The organism is Klebsiella sp. BIGb0399, assembly GCF_003752615.1.
Classification (GTDB): Bacteria; Pseudomonadota; Gammaproteobacteria; order Enterobacterales; family Enterobacteriaceae; genus Klebsiella; species Klebsiella lignicola.
Genome location: NZ_RKHT01000011.1, coordinates 1 through 17,593 on the forward strand (window position 1 = coordinate 1; position 17,593 = coordinate 17,593).

General features: G+C 55.3%; 14 protein-coding genes and 1 riboswitch. Of the genes, 5 read left to right on the plus strand and 9 right to left on the minus strand.

The genetic code is table 11. The features are described from left to right. Positions 1–316 precede the first annotated feature (316 nt). Positions 317–1,168, minus strand: coding sequence for a glutamate racemase (gene murI / locus EDF82_RS24045; protein WP_123757985.1), 852 nt, complete (start codon positions 1,166–1,168; stop codon positions 317–319). Continuing rightward, entirely contained in the window at positions 1,113–2,981 is a 1,869-nt protein-coding gene (gene btuB / locus EDF82_RS24050) for a TonB-dependent vitamin B12 receptor BtuB (RefSeq protein WP_123757986.1), read from the minus strand. Before btuB ends, murI begins: the two co-directional genes overlap by 56 nt. A 65-nt stretch (positions 2,982–3,046) precedes the next feature. Next, positions 3,047–3,228, minus strand: a riboswitch (cobalamin riboswitch). A 115-nt stretch (positions 3,229–3,343) separates the two neighbouring features. Here btuB and trmA point away from each other — a divergent pair. Further along, the gene (gene trmA / locus EDF82_RS24055; RefSeq protein WP_123757987.1) at positions 3,344–4,444 is read left to right on the plus strand and encodes a tRNA (uridine(54)-C5)-methyltransferase TrmA; all 1,101 of its coding nucleotides are present in this window, start codon (positions 3,344–3,346) and stop codon (positions 4,442–4,444) included. 56 nt (positions 4,445–4,500) lie between these two features. On the opposite strand, the gene EDF82_RS24060 is transcribed toward trmA, so the two are convergent. Together EDF82_RS24060 and fabR are read right to left on the minus strand one after the other, a co-directional pair. After that, complete coding sequence (locus tag EDF82_RS24060) at positions 4,501–4,860, minus strand: YijD family membrane protein (protein WP_123757988.1); 360 nt, start codon at positions 4,858–4,860, stop codon at positions 4,501–4,503. A 15-nt stretch (positions 4,861–4,875) separates the two neighbouring features. After that, a complete protein-coding gene (gene fabR / locus EDF82_RS24065; RefSeq protein WP_123757989.1) occupies positions 4,876–5,511 on the minus strand; it encodes an HTH-type transcriptional repressor FabR in 636 nt (211 codons plus the stop codon). Between the two features lie 196 nt (positions 5,512–5,707). On the opposite strand from fabR, the gene sthA reads away from it, so the two are divergent. Further along, positions 5,708–7,108, plus strand: coding sequence for a Si-specific NAD(P)(+) transhydrogenase (gene sthA, locus EDF82_RS24070; RefSeq protein WP_123757990.1), 1,401 nt, complete (start codon positions 5,708–5,710; stop codon positions 7,106–7,108). Here the strand turns inward: sthA and oxyR are convergent. The 4 genes from oxyR to argC all read right to left on the minus strand — a co-directional run bounded on the left by oxyR (position 7,091) and on the right by argC (position 11,517). Continuing rightward, positions 7,091–8,008 carry a DNA-binding transcriptional regulator OxyR gene (oxyR, locus tag EDF82_RS24075; RefSeq protein WP_123757991.1) on the minus strand — a complete coding sequence of 306 codons (918 nt, stop codon included), beginning with the start codon at positions 8,006–8,008 and terminating at the stop codon, positions 7,091–7,093. The genes sthA and oxyR overlap by 18 nt on opposite strands. Positions 8,009–8,284: 276 nt before the next feature. After that, positions 8,285–9,658, minus strand: a complete 1,374-nt coding sequence (argH, locus tag EDF82_RS24080; protein WP_123757992.1) for an argininosuccinate lyase — start codon at positions 9,656–9,658, stop codon at positions 8,285–8,287. Positions 9,659–9,729: 71 nt separating this feature from the next. Continuing rightward, a complete protein-coding gene (argB, locus tag EDF82_RS24085; RefSeq protein ID WP_123757993.1) occupies positions 9,730–10,506 on the minus strand; it encodes an acetylglutamate kinase in 777 nt (258 codons plus the stop codon). 6 nt (positions 10,507–10,512) lie between these two features. After that, positions 10,513–11,517 carry an N-acetyl-gamma-glutamyl-phosphate reductase gene (gene argC, locus EDF82_RS24090; protein WP_123757994.1) on the minus strand — a complete coding sequence of 335 codons (1,005 nt, stop codon included), beginning with the start codon at positions 11,515–11,517 and terminating at the stop codon, positions 10,513–10,515. Positions 11,518–11,694: 177 nt separating this feature from the next. Between argC and argE the strand changes: the two genes are divergently transcribed. Then, the gene (argE, locus tag EDF82_RS24095; protein ID WP_123757995.1) at positions 11,695–12,846 is read left to right on the plus strand and encodes an acetylornithine deacetylase; all 1,152 of its coding nucleotides are present in this window, start codon (positions 11,695–11,697) and stop codon (positions 12,844–12,846) included. Between the two features lie 255 nt (positions 12,847–13,101). Continuing rightward, a complete protein-coding gene (gene ppc, locus EDF82_RS24100) occupies positions 13,102–15,753 on the plus strand; it encodes a phosphoenolpyruvate carboxylase (protein ID WP_123757996.1) in 2,652 nt (883 codons plus the stop codon). Positions 15,754–15,860: 107 nt separating this feature from the next. Here the strand turns inward: ppc and zinT are convergent, their stop codons facing one another. After that, positions 15,861–16,511: a metal-binding protein ZinT gene (zinT, locus tag EDF82_RS24105; RefSeq protein ID WP_123757997.1), complete on the minus strand. Its 651-nt coding sequence runs from the start codon at positions 16,509–16,511 to the stop codon at positions 15,861–15,863. Positions 16,512–16,664: 153 nt separating this feature from the next. Here zinT and EDF82_RS24110 point away from each other — a divergent pair, with 153 nt between their 5' ends. Continuing rightward, positions 16,665–17,519, plus strand: coding sequence for an AraC family transcriptional regulator (locus EDF82_RS24110; protein ID WP_123757998.1), 855 nt, complete (start codon positions 16,665–16,667; stop codon positions 17,517–17,519). Positions 17,520–17,593 lie beyond the last annotated feature (74 nt).

Consider the following 17,593-nt stretch of genomic DNA (forward strand, 5'->3'; position numbering starts at 1 on the left):
CATTTTTCGTCCGAGGACGTTAAGAATCCATGTCACTTTGAGTGCCCACACAGATTGTCTGATAAATTGTTAAAGAGCAGTGCAACGCGGCTTTCACTCACCGTTGCGAGGTCCCGTATAATACGTTTTCCTCATTCAGAGTCAAGCATTTGTTTTCGCTTTTCTCTGTCAGAATTTCCGGAGAAACCCTTCTGACCCGGCGGCTTGCTTGCCGTTGTTCCGTGTCAGTGGAGGCGCATTATAGGGAGTTCTGAGACGTTGACAAGCCCTGTTTTAAAAAAACTTTTCAACCGTCTCTTTTTTGTGCAAAACACCCTTAAAGCGGCAGTTTTTCCAGCGTCTCAAAGCCATAACGCTGTAAAACGGGTAAAAGTTGCTCGGTTCCGGCGGTCAGCGCCATGCAATAGGCAATATTAGGATCACTGGATTTTGCATCTGGTGCTTCGTGCTCCAGCAGCCAGACGGTACGGCGGGCAATTGCGGCTCCGGAATCAATCATTCGCGTGCCTTCCGGCAAGACCTGCTGCAGTTCTTCCTGTAACAGCGGGAAATGCGTGCAGCCCAGCACCACGGTATCGGGCGGCTCTGACATTCGCAGCCAGGGACGCAGAATACGGCGTAACTCATCCAGCGGGACCGGCTCGCCCTGCAGCTTCGCTTCTGCCAGCTCAACCAGTTCCGCAGAACCCAGCATCTCTATCTTACATTCATTGGCAAAGCGGCTGATTAGCTCACGCGTATAAGGACGCTTAACCGTACCGCGGGTGGCTAGCAGGCCGACAATACCGTTCGCCGTGAGTCGGGCCGCAGGCTTAATCGCCGGCACCACACCCACCACGGGAAAGCCGAATTTGTCGCGCAGTGCAGGAAGAGAGACGGTACTGGCGGTGTTACAGGCAATGACGGCTAGCGCCAGTGGATAACGCCGCTGAACTGCGGTGACAATCTCGAGTACGCGTTCAACGATAAATTCTTCACTCTTTTCCCCATAAGGAAAAGCAACGTTATCGAAAGCGTAGATGTAATGCAGATCCGGCAGCAGCTGCCGGATCTCATTATAAACCGACAACCCACCGACACCGGAATCAAACACCAGTACGGTGGGACGTGGATCAGAAGGTGTAGCTGCCAGACAAGTAGTATTCTCGTCCTGCAGTTTGGTAGCCATAAGCTGTCTCGTAATCTTTATCGAACAGGTTGGCTATTTTACCACGAACTGTCAGGCGATCGGTGATCGGATACGCGGCAGAAACGTCAACCGTGCTGTAGCTTGGCAAAATTCGCTGCGTCGGATTGTACTGAGACGTGTTGTTGTCGTAGCGCTTACCGTAATACTGCCACGAGATATCCATATCGACCTTGAACATCGTCCAGTCGAGCTGGTATTTAGCCTGGCGTTTAGAACGTCTGGCCAGGACTTCGCCGTTGTCGTCATTGCGCGGATCGACATACTGCAACGTCACGCGATGGCTGAAGATGCCGGTATCAATATTACCCGTCCACTCCACACCTTTAATGGTCGCGGAATTGATATTGTCATACTCACCGTCATAGGTGACAGGATCCGAGTAATAGGTAATCAGATTCGAAATCTTGTAGTGATACGCCGACAGTCGCCAGTCCAGCGGACCGGTGAGTCCTTCAAGTCCGGCTTCCCACTGCTTAGACTCTTCAGGCTTCAGGTTCGGGTTTGAGTTGATGCCAAAGCGGGCGGAGCCGAACTGTTGCCCCAGAGAAGGCGCGAGGAAGCCGGTGCCGTAGCCCAGGGTGACGCGATAATTCTCCACGAACTCCCAACCGGCGGTGGTTTGCCAGGTGCCGTGCCAGCCAAACTGCTCGTCGTGGTCCTCGCGGCCGGAAGCCTCAAGCGTCACATCACCAAACTGCTGTTGCCCGGTCAGATACAGACCCGTGTTATCGCGCTTATAGGTATCCGATATCACCGTGTCCGACGAGGTCAGTCGCTGCTGCTGCCAGTCCACACCGGCGCTCACCGAGCCGTGACCAACAACAAGATTGTTTCCCCACTGCAGATTACGCTGCGTCATGCGATCGAGCGTCGTACCGTCATTGTAACGGCCGTAGATGCTGCTGTAGTTGTAGTCTTTCACCTTCTGGTAGCTGGCGATCAGCTGCGAAGAGTAGATCCCGGAGCTGTAGGTCAGGCCCGCATCCCAGCTCTGGTTATAGAGCTGTTCTTCATCTGCGCTGTACGCCGCGCTGTAGGGCGCACTTCCCAGATCGTAATCGGAGTTGTTGGTATAGCTGCGACCGCGGAAGAAGCCGTCGAAGTTATCGTTGAATTTATGCTCGAGGCTGCCCCAGAACGCTTTACTGCGGAAGCCGTCGCGATCCTGGTCATGGCTCCAGCTGGAGTCAGGCTGAACGTTAAAGCCTTTATTGCCCTCATAGGAGCCCGCCACAGTAGCAACCGTATCGCCGAAGCGATGACGCAGAGTGCCGTCGTATTGCTGATAGCCTTCCGACCCGACGCCCGCAGTGATCTTAGATTCTTCTTTATCAGAGTGGGTAATGACGTTAATCACCCCGCCCATCGCGCCGGAACCATAAATCGCGGAGCGCGGTCCACGGATGTACTCCACCCGTTGCACCAGCGAGAGCGGTATTTGGTTGAGGTCGGGGTTATTGGTGATGCCAGGGCGAGGCGTAGGAACGCCATCGATCAGCACCAGCACCTGTTTGGCTTCCGTACCGCGGATGAACAGCGACGAGCTCTGCCCCATTCCGCCATTCTGGGCAACATCCACACCAGGCAGTCGACGCATGACGTCGTTTAAATCCTTGGCCTGCCAGCGATCGATATCTTCCCGGGTCACCACGTCAGTCGGCGCAAGCACCGTATTGACCGGCTGTTGAAAACGATTTGCTGTCACCACTAACGTGTCTGAATTGCTGTCTTGCGCCCAGCCAGAAAATGCCGTGACGGAGAGTGCCGTCATCAGCGAAGCTTTTTTAATCATTGTAAAAGCATCCGTAACATATAAAGGATGCCGCTGGCTTCATCAGTAGCACGCGATGATAGAAACCAAATGCGACGTATTCCGGCAGGTCTTCGGGCTCGGGGTGTGTTATGGATGAAGACTTCCCACCAACTATCGGCAGTGTCTGCATAATGCGTTCATCCCACCTTCCTTACCGCTGCGCGTCAGCCCCAGATTTGCACTGGATTCCCTTTTAACTCACAGGACCGGTTACACAATGCTATAATTAGAAACATATAGATGTCCAGACTTCTATAATTATATTTGAAACCTTATCCGGGCTGGACATCCCCTGCGCTTTCCCTACAATCCCCGCGTAATTATTTTATTCAGGATGCATCATGACCCCCGAACATCTTCCGACCGAACAGTATGAAGCGCAGCTGGCAGAGAAAGTCGTCCGTCTGCAGAAAATGATGGTGCCTTTTGCCGCGCCGGTTCCGGAGGTGTTTCGTTCGCCGGTCAGCCATTATCGAATGCGTGCTGAGTTTCGTCTGTGGCACGATGGCGACGACCTGTACCACATCATGTTTGATCAACAGACCAAATCCCGCATTCGCGTTGATAGCTTCCCGGCAGCCAGCGAGCTTATCAATCAGCTGATGACCGCCATCCTCGACGGTGTTCGCAACAACCCGGTTTTGCGCCATAAGTTATTCCAGGTCGACTACCTGACGACCATGAGCAACCAGGCCGTGGTCTCGCTGCTGTACCACAAAAAGCTCGACGATGAGTGGCGTCAGCAGGCCACCGCCCTGCGCGATGCGCTGCGGGCGCAAAACCTGAACGTGCATCTGATTGGCCGGGCCACAAAAACCAAAATCGAGCTCGACCAGGATTACATCGACGAGCGTCTGCCGGTCGCAGGCCGGGAGATGATCTACCGTCAGGTTGAAAACAGCTTCACCCAGCCGAATGCCGCTATGAATATTCAGATGCTGGAATGGGCGCTGGATGCCACCAAAGACGCTACGGGGGATTTACTGGAGCTGTACTGCGGCAACGGCAACTTCTCGCTAGCGCTGGCGCGCAATTTTGAGCGCGTACTGGCAACCGAGATCGCCAAACCGTCCGTCGCAGCGGCCCAGTACAACATTGCGGCTAACCATATTGATAACGTGCAGATTATTCGCATGGCGGCAGAAGAGTTTACTCAGGCCATGAACGGCGTGCGAGAGTTTAATCGCCTGCAGGGTATCGACCTACAAAGCTATCAGTGCGAGACCATTTTTGTCGATCCGCCGCGCAGCGGTCTGGACAGTGAAACCGAGAAGATGGTGCAGGCGTATCCACGGATCCTGTATATCTCCTGTAACCCGGAGACCCTGTGCCAGAATCTGGAAACCTTAAGCCAGACTCACGACGTCACACGCCTGGCGCTGTTCGATCAGTTCCCGTATACCCATCATATGGAATGCGGCGTGCTGTTAACGAAGAAGTAAGAAGGAAGAAATGAACCCGGCAACGCGATGTTTGCCGGGTGAGCCCGACGACCGGTTTACTCTGCCGCCGTGTCCTTACGGTTGCGGATCCGGTAGCCAATCCAGAACACGGTGATCACCGACAGCACCGCCGGGAAGAAGTTAGACCCGATATCCGGATACTCCGCACGCACCACGGTGCTGTACAGCAGAACGCCCAGAATAAAACAGGCGGCCGCCAGGCCCGGCAGCCCCACGGGCATGCTGCGATTCTGATAGCGCTGGTGCAGACAGTACACCGTCAGCAGTAACGACAGAATCGGGAAGATGGAAAAGGGAACAATCGAGCTGAACAGGGCTGCGAAGGTTCCATTAATGGACAGGCCAGCGATCAGCGCCAGCAACAACGTACCTTTATCTTGAACTGAGTGTTTCATTGCTCGTCCTTCACGTTATTCGGAATGATGTGACATTTTTTCTTGTTCGCGGCGATACCAATAGTACGCCCCTTTCGAGATCATTCTGAGCTGCAGTACCAGTCGTTCTTCCAGCTGCCGACGTTGTTCAACACCGACATCCAGCGCTTCTGCGCCGGCACTAAACACGATGGTGACCATAGCTTCAGCCTGCGCTTCGGTAAAGGCGCGTGGCATGTGGTTTTCGATTTCTAAATAGTCGGCAAGTTCCGCGATGAAATGTTGAATTTCGCGTGCGACAGCGGCGCGAAACGCCGCGGAAGTGCCAGAACGTTCCCGCAACAACAGGCGGAATGCGTTAGGGTTATTGCCGATAAATTCCATAAATGTGGAGACGGAGGTGCGAATCACGCTACCGCCTTTAGCGATACGCTGCCGCGCCTGGCGCATCAGCTGGCGGAGCATGAGCCCACTCTCGTCGACCATGGTCAGACCTAGCTCATCAACATCACGAAAATGGCGATAAAAGGAGGTGGGGGCAATCCCCGCCTCGCGCGCGACTTCACGTAAACTCAAGCTGGCGAAACTCCGCTCAGCGCTAAGCTGGCTGAATGCCGCTTCGACCAGCGAACGCCGGGTTTTCTCTTTTTGTAGCGCTCTTACGCCCATCACGATGTCTGAATCCTTCCAATAGCCCTGCTGGCACTATACCAGAGATTAAAACTAATCGGTTTACACTGCTTTGTGAATGATTGTTTACGAGCCGATTCTGCTTTTATGCCGCAAAAAAGCACAACGATAATTGGGTTAAAGCCCGGCGAATGTTATCATCGTGTTTATTTTATGTATAAAACAGGTGAGTAATGCCATGTCGCACTCTTGGGATTATGATGCAATCGTGATTGGGTCCGGCCCTGGCGGTGAAGGCGCCGCCATGGGACTGGTTAAACAGGGAGCGCGCGTCGCCGTTATCGAGCGCTATCATAACGTCGGCGGCGGCTGTACCCACTGGGGTACCATCCCGTCAAAAGCGCTCCGCCATGCCGTCAGTCGTATTATCGAGTTTAACCAAAACCCTCTCTACAGTGACCACTCCCGCCTTCTTCGTTCTTCTTTTGCCGACATTCTTAACCATGCCGACAGCGTGATTAATCAACAAACCCATATGCGTCAGGGTTTCTATGAGCGCAACCACTGCGAAATTTTGCAGGGCAACGCCCACTTTGTTGATGAGCACACCCTCGCGCTGGAATGTCACGATGGTACCGTCGAGACCATCACCGCGGAAAAATTCGTCATCGCCTGCGGCTCACGCCCTTACCATCCTGCCGATGTCGATTTTTCCCATCCGCGCGTGTACGACAGCGATTCGATTCTCAGCCTGCAGCATGAACCACGCCACGTGATCATCTACGGCGCCGGGGTTATTGGTTGCGAATATGCGTCGATTTTCCGCGGCATGGAGGTGAAGGTCGACCTGATCAACACCCGCGATCGTCTGCTGGCGTTCCTCGATCAGGAGATGTCCGACTCTCTCTCCTATCACTTCTGGAACAGCGGCGTGGTGATTCGCCACAACGAAGAGTATGAGAAAATTGAAGCCGTCGATGACGGCGTGATCATGCATTTGAAATCGGGCAAAAAACTGAAAGCCGACTGCCTGCTGTACGCCAACGGCCGTACCGGTAATACCGATTCCCTGGCGCTGGAAAATATCGGCCTGAAAACCGATAGCCGCGGCCAGATCAAAGTGAACAGCATGTATCAGACGGCGCTGCCGCATATCTATGCCGTTGGTGACGTTATCGGTTATCCGAGCCTGGCGTCCGCCGCCTACGATCAAGGCCGCATCGCCGCGCAGGCGCTGATTAAAGGCGAGGCCTCTGCCCACCTGATTGAAGATATCCCGACCGGTATCTACACCATTCCGGAAATCAGCTCCGTGGGTAAAACCGAGCAGCAGCTGACGGCGATGAAGGTGCCATATGAAGTGGGCCGTGCGGCGTTTAAACACCTGGCACGCGCGCAAATCGTCGGCATGAGCGTGGGAACCCTGAAGATCCTGTTCCATCGTGAAACGAAAGAGATCCTGGGCATTCATTGCTTTGGTGAACGCGCGGCCGAGATTATTCATATCGGCCAGGCGATTATGGAGCAGAAAGGTGGTGGCAACACCATTGAGTACTTCGTCAACACCACCTTTAACTACCCGACCATGGCGGAAGCCTATCGGGTTGCCGCGTTAAATGGCTTAAACCGCCTGTTTTAACGCTTTGTCGAAATGGCCATCCATGGTGCCGCGGATGGCCTCCGCCAGATGCTCGTAGCGACTACGCAGCGGTGAACCGGGACGATATACCAGACCGATGGTGCGTCTTGGTTCCGGCTTAATGCACGGAATATAGACCACGCCATCGCGTTTTCTCTCCTGCGGCACCGCTAACGCCGGCAGCAGCGTGATGCCGCTACCTGCGGCCACCATGTTGCGCAGCGTTTCAAGACTGGTCGCGCGGAAATGGGTATCTTCATCCGCACCGGCCTCAAAACAGAAGCCCATCGCCTGATCGCGCAGGCAGTGGCCATCTTCCAGCATCAGCAGCTTTTCCCCGGCCAAATCAGACATCGGCACGCGATCGCGATTTGCCCACGGGTGATCTTCGTAGATAGCCAGCATCATCGGCTCATCAAACAGCGGGACCTCAATAAAGGCCTCGCTCTCTTTCACCAGCGCGAGGATCGCGCAGTCCAGCTTACCGCTGTCGAGCTGAGCCAGCAGTTGATGCGTTTGTGCTTCATGCAGATACATTTCCAGTTTTGGAAAAGTCTGGTGCAGCATCGGTATTATTTGCGGCAACAGATAAGGGCCAATTGTCGGAATCAGGCCAATATGCAGCGGCCCGGACATGGTCTCACCTTGTTGACTTGCCATTTCCTTGAGCACTTTGACTTCGCGTAACACGGTACGCGCCTGATCCACCAGCAACAGTCCGGCCTGGGTAAACAGAACCTTACGGCTGGTGCGCTCCAGCAACATGACCCCAAGTTCATCCTCCAGCTTGCGGATTTGTCCGCTCAGCGTGGGTTGGCTGACGTGGCAGGAGTCCGCCGCGCGCCGAAAATGGCGGTGCTCGGCTAGCGCAACCAGGTATTCAAGATCGCGAATATTCATTATTCATCCTCCGTCGCCATGATAGTTCATGGCGATAGATAGCATAGCAACGAACGATTATCCCTATCAAGTTTTCTGTTCAATAATAAGCCCAGAAACGAGGCCGACGTCAGAAAATCAACGATGGCCTCATCATATTCCCTGACCGAACAACTAAAGCCAACGTGAACTTTTGCGGACCTTGTGTCCGCTTTTTTTTGCATAAAAAAAGCCCGGGCATGGCCCGAGCCTCTTTGACGACTCACTCCGTTAGAATGACCCGTGAAAATAGCGCATTCACACCAGACGCTGTCTGGCGTCGTCAATTGCCTTAGCGACCTGCTGCGGTGAGACGCCGCCTTTTGCCGAACGCTTATCCAGGCAAGACTGCAGCGACAGAATCGGATAGACATCATCGGCAATCACGCTGCTAAATTTCTGCAGGTCGGCCAGCGCCAGATCTTCCAGCGGCTTGCCCTGGGCGATCGCTTCTACCACCGCTTCACCGACGATATGGTGCGCTTCGCGGAACGGAACCCCTTTCGCTACCAGGTAATCCGCCAGCTCAGTGGCATTGGCATAGCCCTGCTGCGCCGCCTCTTCGCAACGCGGACGCTTAACCTGAATACCGTCCAGCACCAGCGCCGCCATATGCAGGCAGTCCAGCCAGGTATCGAGCGCGTCGAACAGCCCTTCTTTATCTTCCTGCATGTCTTTGTTGTACGCCAGCGGCAGACCTTTCAGGGTCATCATCATCCCGGTCAGCGCGCCCTGAACACGGCCGCATTTACCACGGATAAGCTCCAGCGCATCCGGGTTTTTCTTCTGCGGCATCAGAGAGGAACCGGAGGTGACGCGGTCGGACAACTCAATAAAACCGGCTTCCCCGGTATTAAAGAAAATCAGGTCTTCGGCAAAGCGTGACAGGTGCACCATGCCAATCGATGCATCAGAGAGCAGTTCCAACACGTGGTCACGGTCAGAAACGCTATCGAGGCTGTTGCGGGTCGCCGAGGCAAAGCCCAACCAGCCAGCCAGCTGCTCGCGGTCGATTTCATAGGCGGTTCCCGCCAGCGCGCCGCAGCCCAGCGGGCTGACATCCAGACGTTTCAGGGCATCCTGCAGACGGCTTTCATCACGCGCCAGCATTTCAACATACGCCAGGCACCAGTGGGCAAAAGTCACCGGCTGCGCGCGCTGCAGGTGGGTATACCCCGGCATCACCGCATCCTGGTTGCTCTGAGCTGTCTCCACCAGCGCGCTTTGCAGCTGGCGGTTGGCCGACAGCAGCTCGGCGACCGTGTCTTTACACCACAGCTTCAGGTCAGTGGCGACCTGATCGTTACGGCTACGCCCGGTATGCAGCTTCTTACCCAGTTGACCCACTTTGTCGATCAGCTTGCCTTCTACCCAGCTGTGAATATCTTCCGCGTCGCTTTCAAGGATTTGCTGCGGGTTCGCCCGCACCTCTTCCAGCAGCACACCTAATGCCTCTTCCAGCTGCTGTTGCTCGGCGGCACTCAGCACGCCCACCGTCACCAGCGCTTTAGACCAGGCGACAGAGCCAACAATATCCTGCTCCGCCAGGCGATAGTCGAAGCGCAAAGAGTCGTTGAACTGTTTGAACCGCTGATCGGCTGCCTGAGTAAAACGCCCGCCCCAAAGTGCCATAATGTGCTTCCTTCAAATTTGGTTTTATGCTGCCGGGAAGCCCTGTGCTTCCCGTCTTCAACTGTGTTAAATCAGGCCAGAATGCGCGTGCCAATAGGCGTGCCGTTAAACAACGCCGGCAACTGCTCCGCGTGGCGCCACGAGGCGATATCCACCGGGCGGCCCAGCGTGCGTGCCGCATCCAGTGCCGCATGCACCTTCACAATCATGCCGTCGGTAATAATGCCTTGTTCGATCAGCTGCTCTGCCTTCGCCGCGGTCATCTCCGCAATGCGCTGGCCCTTGCCATCGAGAATGCCGCTGACATCGGACAGCAGAATCAGGTCCGCACCGAGCGTCGCCGCCAGCGCGGTCGCCGCCTGATCGGCATTCACGTTCATCAGTTGCCCTTCATCGGTGACCCCGATGGAGCTGACCACCGGCAGATAGCCGCCCGCCAGCAGGGTGTTAATCAGCGCAGGCGAACCCGGCTGCGCCAGACCAACGTGACCCAGTTCTTCGTCCAGCTGCGTCACCTTAACGCTATCGCCATCGCCGAGGAACAGGCCCACGGAAGCCAGATGGTGTTTTTTCGCCCAGGCCAGCAGCGTTTTATTGGCGGTTCCCGCCAGCGCGCCGGTAATAATGTCGATCTGATCCGCCGGCGTAACCCGCAGACCATTTTTCTTGTTCACCGGCAGGTTGAGCTGCTTCATCAGCTCATCCACCACACAACCACCGCCGTGCACGATAATCAGCGGGCGATGATGGGCTTCACGGTAATTCACCAGCGCGGTAAACAGGCGCTCCAGCGCTTCTTCGCTATCGAGTAACACGCCGCCGAGCTTAATTATTAATGGGTTCATCATCACACCTTAAATAAGAGACTGCGTCTCAGCGTAGCCGAAACGAATATTCGCGCACTGTATTGCCTGTGCCGCCGCACCTTTCAACAGGTTATCTTCCGCCGCCACCACAATAATGTGCTGGTCCTGAACGGCAAAACCGATATCACAGAATGGCAGACCCACGACGTTTTTCAATGCCGGCACGCCTTTATCATATAAACGGACCATCGGCTTATTGGCATAGGCCTGCTGGAACACGGCGGCAACCTGATCTTTGCTCACGCCAGGCTTCAGGCGGCAGGTGATGGTTTCGAGGATCCCACGTTTAAAATTACCAAGGTGAGGGGTAAAAATAACCTCCGCGCCAAGGTGGGTGGAGATTTCCGGGTGGTGACGATGATTGAATACGCCATACGGCTGCAGGCTGACTTCACAGAAGCTATTACTGATAGCCGCTTTACGCCCTGCGCCGCTGACGCCGCTGGTCGCATTGATCACCGGCCACTGGTTCAGATCCAGCAGGTCCGCATCGATCAACGGTTTCAACGACAGCTGGGCCGCCGTCGGATAGCAGCCTGGAACAGCAACTAAGTTCGCCTCTTTCAGCGCGTCAGCGTTCCACTCAGCCAGACCGTAAACCGCCTGCTCAAGCAGGGCCGGATGCTGATGAGTGAAACCGTAATATTTTTCGTAGAACGCACCGTCGTTCACGCGGAAGGCGCCGGACAGGTCGAACACCACGCAGCCTGCGGCAAGAAACTGCGGCGCCAGGTCGTGGCTCACTTCATGTGCGGTCGCGAGGAAGACAACATCGACGCCGGCGCTAAATTCGCTGATATCTGACATCGGCTGCAGCGGCAGATCCACAATGCCTTTCAGCTGAGGATGCAAATCGGAAATTAATTTCCCTGCATCATTGCTTTGCGCGGAGACCGTCAAAGCGGTTATGGTCATATGAGGATGGCGATTTACATAGGTCACTAGCTCTGCGCCGGCATAACCGCTGGCACCCACAATCAGCGTCTTCAACATCGGGGCTCTTCACCTTCTTACGTCATATTTGCCCAGGAAGCATCTCGCTTCCTCACCCAGTTAAGCCGTAAGAGTCTCCCTGCATTTTATGGGTTTTCTTACGCTCAACGATAATGTATTTTTATTCACAAATAATGCATGAATATTGATACTATCATGACCCGAGGTGTGTCAACAATGAAAAACAATTTACCGCCCTTTATCGAGATTTACCGCGCATTGATCGCCACACCTTCCATCAGTGCAACCGAAGAAGCACTGGACCAAAGTAATGAGACTTTAATCAATTTACTCGCTGGCTGGTTCCGCGATATTGGCTTCAATGTTGAAGTCCAGCCGGTACCGGAGACGCGCAATAAATTCAATCTGCTGGCCAGTACCGGCCACGGCGCTGGCGGTCTGCTGCTCGCCGGGCATACCGACACCGTGCCGTTTGATGACGGCCGCTGGACCCGCGATCCTTTCGCCCTGACCGAGCACGACAACAAACTGTACGGTCTCGGCACCGCCGACATGAAAGGCTTTTTCGCCTTTATCCTTGATGCCCTGCGCGATGTCGATGTCAGCACGCTGAAAAAGCCGCTCTACATCCTGGCCACCGCCGATGAAGAGACCAGTATGGCCGGCGCCCGTTACTTTGCCGAAACCACCCAGCTGCGTCCGGACTGCGCCATCATCGGCGAACCGACTTCTCTGCAGCCGGTGCGAGCGCATAAAGGCCATATGTCCAACGCGATTCGTATCCAGGGCCAGTCCGGCCACTCCAGCGATCCGGCGCGCGGCGTGAATGCCATTGAGCTGATGTACGATGCTATCGGCCGCATCATGCAGCTACGCGACGACTTAAAAGAGCGTTATCACTACGCCGCGTTTACCGTGCCGTATCCGACGCTCAACCTCGGCGCGATTCACGGCGGCGATGCCTCAAACCGCATCTGCGCCTGCTGCGAGCTGCATATGGATATTCGCCCGCTGCCGGGCATGACGCTCAACGATCTTAACGGACTGCTGGATGAAGCGCTGGCGCCGGTAAGCGAACGCTGGCCGGGCCGCCTGACGGTATCCGAACTGCACCCGCCGATTCCCGGCTACGAATGCCCGCCGGACCACCGTCTGGTTCAGGTCGTGGAAAAGCTGCTCGGCGCACAAACCGAAGTGGTGAACTACTGCACCGAGGCGCCGTTTATCCAGACGTTGTGTCCGACGTTAGTATTAGGCCCTGGCTCCATCAACCAGGCGCACCAGCCGGATGAATACCTGGAAACCCGCTTTATTAAGCCGACCCGGGAGCTAATTACCCAGGTTGTCCATCATTTCTGCTGGCATTAAGGGCAGTCCGTTCCCGCCGCTTTTATCAGGGCGGGACGGTGATTCTGGTCACATTTCCATAAGTAATGCTTATCAGGCGACCTCTGAGTTAAATTTCGCAAATTGCCGTCATTTATTCGTTTGCTGAAGCGATTTCGCAACAATTGACGTGGGGGTTTTTACGTGGCTTTATAAAAGACGGCTGCTTATCCGATGCTCACTGTTGCAGAGCGCCGGATATAACAAAATAAAATGAGATGGGGTGTCTGGGGTAACATGAACGAACAATATTCCGCTTTGCGTAGTAATGTCAGTATGCTCGGTAAGGTGCTAGGCGATACCATCAAGGATGCGCTGGGAGAGAACATTCTTGATCGTGTCGAAACTATCCGTAAATTGTCCAAGTCTTCTCGCGCCGGCAATGAAGCCAACCGCCAGGAATTGCTGACCACGCTGCAAAACTTGTCCAATGACGAGCTGCTGCCGGTGGCCCGTGCTTTCAGCCAGTTTCTGAATCTGGCGAATACCGCAGAGCAATACCACAGCATTTCACCGAACGGTGAAGCGGCCAGCAACCCGGAAGTGATTGCCCGCACCCTGAGAAAGCTCAAAGACCAACCTCATCTCAACGAAGAGACCATTAAGAAAGCGGTGGAGTCCCTGTCTCTGGAGCTGGTGCTTACCGCTCACCCCACCGAGATCACCCGCCGTACGCTGATCCACAAAATGGTGGAAGTGAACAACTGCCTGAAGCAGCTTGATAACAAAGATATCGCTGACTACGAGCACCACCAGCTGATGCGCCGTCTGCGCCAGCTGATTGCCCAGTCCTGGCATACGGATGAAATCCGTAAATACCGCCCGACGCCGGTTGATGAAGCAAAATGGGGTTTTGCCGTTGTTGAAAACAGCCTGTGGGAAGGGGTGCCAAACTACCTGCGCGAGCTGAACGAACAGCTGGAAGAGAACCTCGGCTATCAGCTGCCGGTAGACTTCGTCCCGGTGCGTTTCACCTCCTGGATGGGCGGCGACCGCGACGGTAACCCGAATGTCACCGCCGATATTACTCGTCACGTGCTGCTGCTGAGCCGCTGGAAGGCGACCGACCTGTTCCTGAAAGATATTCAGCTGCTGATCTCTGAACTGTCGATGGTTGAATGCACCGACGAGCTGCGCGAACTGGCCGGCGCGGAAGGGGCACAGGAACCGTACCGCTATCTGATGAAAAAGCTGCGTACCCAGCTGATGGAAACTCAGACCTGGCTGGAAGCCCGCCTGAAGGGGCAGAAACTGCCGAAGCCGGCAGGCCTGATTACCCAGAACGAACAGCTGTGGGAACCGCTTTACGCCTGCTATAAGTCGCTGCAGTCCTGCGGCATGGGCATCATCGCCAACGGCGAACTGCTGGATACGCTGCGCCGCGTGAAATCTTTCGGCGTACCGCTGGTGCGTATCGACATTCGTCAGGAAAGCACCCGTCATACCGAAGCGCTGGGCGAAATGACCCGCTATCTGGGTATCGGCGATTACGAAAGCTGGTCAGAAGCCGACAAACAGGCGTTCCTGATCCGCGAACTGAATTCCAAACGTCCGCTGCTGCCGCGTCAGTGGGAGCCAAGCAACGAAACCCGTGAAGTCCTCGACACCTGTAAAGTGATCGCCGAGGCGCCGTACGGATCCATCGCCGCGTATGTGATCTCAATGGCGAAGACCCCGTCCGACGTGTTGGCCGTGCATCTACTGCTGAAAGAGTCCGGTATTGGCTTCGCCCTGCCGGTCGCGCCGTTGTTTGAAACCCTGGACGACCTGAATAACGCCAATGACGTAATGACCCAGTTGCTGAATATCGACTGGTATCGCGGCTTTATTCAGGGCAAACAGATGGTCATGATTGGCTACTCTGACTCCGCAAAAGATGCCGGCGTCATGGCAGCATCGTGGGCGCAGTATCAGGCACAGGACGCGTTGATCAAAACCTGCGAAAAAGCCGGGATTGAGCTGACGCTGTTCCACGGCCGCGGCGGTTCCATCGGTCGTGGTGGCGCACCGGCACACGCCGCGCTGCTGTCTCAGCCTCCAGGTAGCCTGAAAGGCGGCCTGCGCGTGACCGAACAGGGCGAGATGATTCGCTTTAAATACGGCCTGCCTGAAGTCACCATCAGCAGCCTGTCGCTGTATACCAGCGCGGTGCTGGAAGCCAACCTGCTGCCGCCGCCGGAACCAAAACCGGAATGGCGCCATATCATGGCCGAGCTGTCTGACATCTCCTGCAAGATGTACCGTGGCTATGTGCTTGAAAATAAAGACTTCGTCCCGTACTTCCGCTCCGCAACGCCGGAGCAGGAGCTGGGTAAACTGCCGCTGGGTTCCCGTCCGGCAAAACGCCGTGCGACCGGTGGCGTCGAGTCTCTGCGCGCCATTCCGTGGATTTTCGCCTGGACGCAAAACCGTCTGATGCTGCCGGCCTGGCTTGGTGCAGGCACCGCGCTGCAGAAAGTGGTGGAAGATGGCAAACAGAGCGAGCTCGAAACGATGTGTCGCGACTGGCCGTTCTTCTCTACCCGTCTCGGCATGCTGGAAATGGTGTTCTCGAAAGCCGACCTGTGGCTGGCGGAATATTACGATCAGCGCCTGGTGACCCCGGAGCTGTGGAAGCTGGGTGCAGAACTGCGCGAGCTGCTCTCTACCGGGATCAACGTGGTACTGGATATTGCGAACGATTCCCACCTGATGGCCGACCTGCCGTGGATCGCCGAGTCTATCCAGCTGCGTAACATCTATACTGACCCGCTGAACGTTCTGCAGGCAGAGCTGCTGCACCGTTCGCGTCTGGCGGAAGAAGAAGGCAAAGAGCCGGACCCACGCGTCGAACAGGCGCTGATGGTCACCATCGCCGGCGTTGCTGCCGGTATGCGTAACACCGGCTAATCTCGCCGCAAACCAGCCCCGGATAGCGCCGTTTAGGCCTTATCCGGGCAACAAAAACCCCGGCCAGCATCGCGCGACCGGGGTTTTTTATTAACTGGCTTTTTTCATTAATGGTGCAGCATCTCGTCGACGATCTGTTCTTTGTGCAGGGCATACGGATAATAGGTCGGCCAGTTATCCATCTCTTTCAGCAGCGCCTCCTGCGATTCATTACCCATAAAGATGTGGAAGTGCTGCGATTTGCGTGGGCCGATAATATGATCGCTGAACTGCACAAATTTCGGTGCTTTTGAATCAGCCTGCTGGCATTCAAACAGATAGCGCACGCCCTTCTTACCGGAGGCATAAGTCAGGATCTTCTTGCCGGCATAGGCGTACTGGCAGGTATTGACCGTTTTGCCAATGTGGAACTCCATCACGTTGTCCTCAATCCCAATCTGGTCAACGTCGGTGGCATAGCCTTTCTTATAATATTCCCGATACTCGGCCACGCTCTTATCGCCCGCTTTTTTGGCTTTTTGCTCCAGCACCGGATCCAAATCACCATTGAGCAGATAAGGGTTCACCGACTGCCAGATCCCGTCCCAATCGCTTAACGAGCGATCCTTCACATCCCCATCGGCAAAAATGCCCTCGCTTGCTTTTATCTCCGCCTCGGTTAACGCGGGTCCATGGCTATGATTGCCGTGAGCAAAGGTCTGAGCGCTGGCCAATAGCAGGCCAACGCCCAACGCAAGGGCAGACATCTTTGTGGTCATTACATTCTCCTGAGTTAACGCTTGCAACGATATGTTACGATATAACATATCACACATATCGTGCAACATCGTTCTCCCGCTATCCTGCACCGGCTTTTACCCTTTCTGCTCTGTCCGGTATGATAAATACGAGGCGCCTTGTATGGAGCAAGTATGGATACCGATCTCAATCAACTCATCGACGCGTTAATCACCGGTCCGGCGGCGATCCAGCAGATCCGCTTTGCCAGCACCCACCACCCGCTTGCCGATGAAGTACAGAAGGCTGATTTTTCACGTCTTGAAATCATGCTTGAAGGCCAGCTGTACGATCCTGGTGTAAAGGCCGATCCGCCAATACTTGCCCGGTATGACGCGCTGTATATCCCCGCCGGAGGATGGCATTTTCCCCAGTGGAGCTCGCCCTGTCGCACCCTGAGCATCGTATTTGGCAAGCAGCAGCTGGTATTTACTCTACAGCGCTGGGACGGTAGCCATCTGCAGATTGAGGAAAAGCTGCAGGTTCCGCGCCGCGGCCCTCGTACCGGCTCCTTCCTGCTACAGGCACTCAACGAGATGCTGATGCAACCCCAGGAACAGCGCACGACGCGCTGCATTGTTATCAGCCTGCTGAGCCACTGCGCCGATCTCCTCGGCAGCCAGGTACAAACCGCGTCCCGCAGCCAGGCGCTGTTTGAGGCGATCCGTCAGTATATCGAGGCCCACTTTGCCGAGCCGTTAACCCGCGAAGCGGTCGCGCAGGAATTTTATCTCTCGCCAAACTATCTCTCCCACCTGTTCCAGAAATGCGGGCCAATGGGGTTTAACGAGTACCTGAATCACGTCCGGCTCGAACAGGCCAGGATGCTGCTAAAGGGCCATGACATGAAGGTCAAAGATGTCGCCCACGCCTGCGGCTTTGCCGACAGCAACTATTTCTGCCGCCTGTTTCGTAAAAATACCGAACGCTCGCCCTCCGAGTATCGCCGTCAGTACCACAGCCAGCTAACAGAAAAAGAAATCCAGTAAAAACTAGATTTTTGTAAGTATTTCTTCATATTTCGCTGATTAACCTGCCCAGGTTCATCAGGTATCACGGGAGA

Excerpts from the sequence above, each read along its gene's own strand:
- sthA (WP_123757990.1), top strand. The coding sequence starts at position 5,708 with ATGTCGCACTCTTGGGATTATGATGCAATCGTGATTGGGTCCGGCCCT.
- btuB (WP_123757986.1), bottom strand. The coding sequence starts at position 2,981 with ATGATTAAAAAAGCTTCGCTGATGACGGCACTCTCCGTCACGGCATTT.
- argH (WP_123757992.1), bottom strand. The coding sequence starts at position 9,658 with ATGGCACTTTGGGGCGGGCGTTTTACTCAGGCAGCCGATCAGCGGTTC.
- trmA (WP_123757987.1), top strand. The coding sequence starts at position 3,344 with ATGACCCCCGAACATCTTCCGACCGAACAGTATGAAGCGCAGCTGGCA.
- argC (WP_123757994.1), bottom strand. The coding sequence starts at position 11,517 with ATGTTGAAGACGCTGATTGTGGGTGCCAGCGGTTATGCCGGCGCAGAG.
- zinT (WP_123757997.1), bottom strand. The coding sequence starts at position 16,511 with ATGACCACAAAGATGTCTGCCCTTGCGTTGGGCGTTGGCCTGCTATTG.
- argB (WP_123757993.1), bottom strand. The coding sequence starts at position 10,506 with ATGATGAACCCATTAATAATTAAGCTCGGCGGCGTGTTACTCGATAGC.
- oxyR (WP_123757991.1), bottom strand. The coding sequence starts at position 8,008 with ATGAATATTCGCGATCTTGAATACCTGGTTGCGCTAGCCGAGCACCGC.
- ppc (WP_123757996.1), top strand. The coding sequence starts at position 13,102 with ATGAACGAACAATATTCCGCTTTGCGTAGTAATGTCAGTATGCTCGGT.
- murI (WP_123757985.1), bottom strand. The coding sequence starts at position 1,168 with ATGGCTACCAAACTGCAGGACGAGAATACTACTTGTCTGGCAGCTACA.
- EDF82_RS24110 (WP_123757998.1), top strand. The coding sequence starts at position 16,665 with ATGGATACCGATCTCAATCAACTCATCGACGCGTTAATCACCGGTCCG.
- EDF82_RS24060 (WP_123757988.1), bottom strand. The coding sequence starts at position 4,860 with ATGAAACACTCAGTTCAAGATAAAGGTACGTTGTTGCTGGCGCTGATC.
- argE (WP_123757995.1), top strand. The coding sequence starts at position 11,695 with ATGAAAAACAATTTACCGCCCTTTATCGAGATTTACCGCGCATTGATC.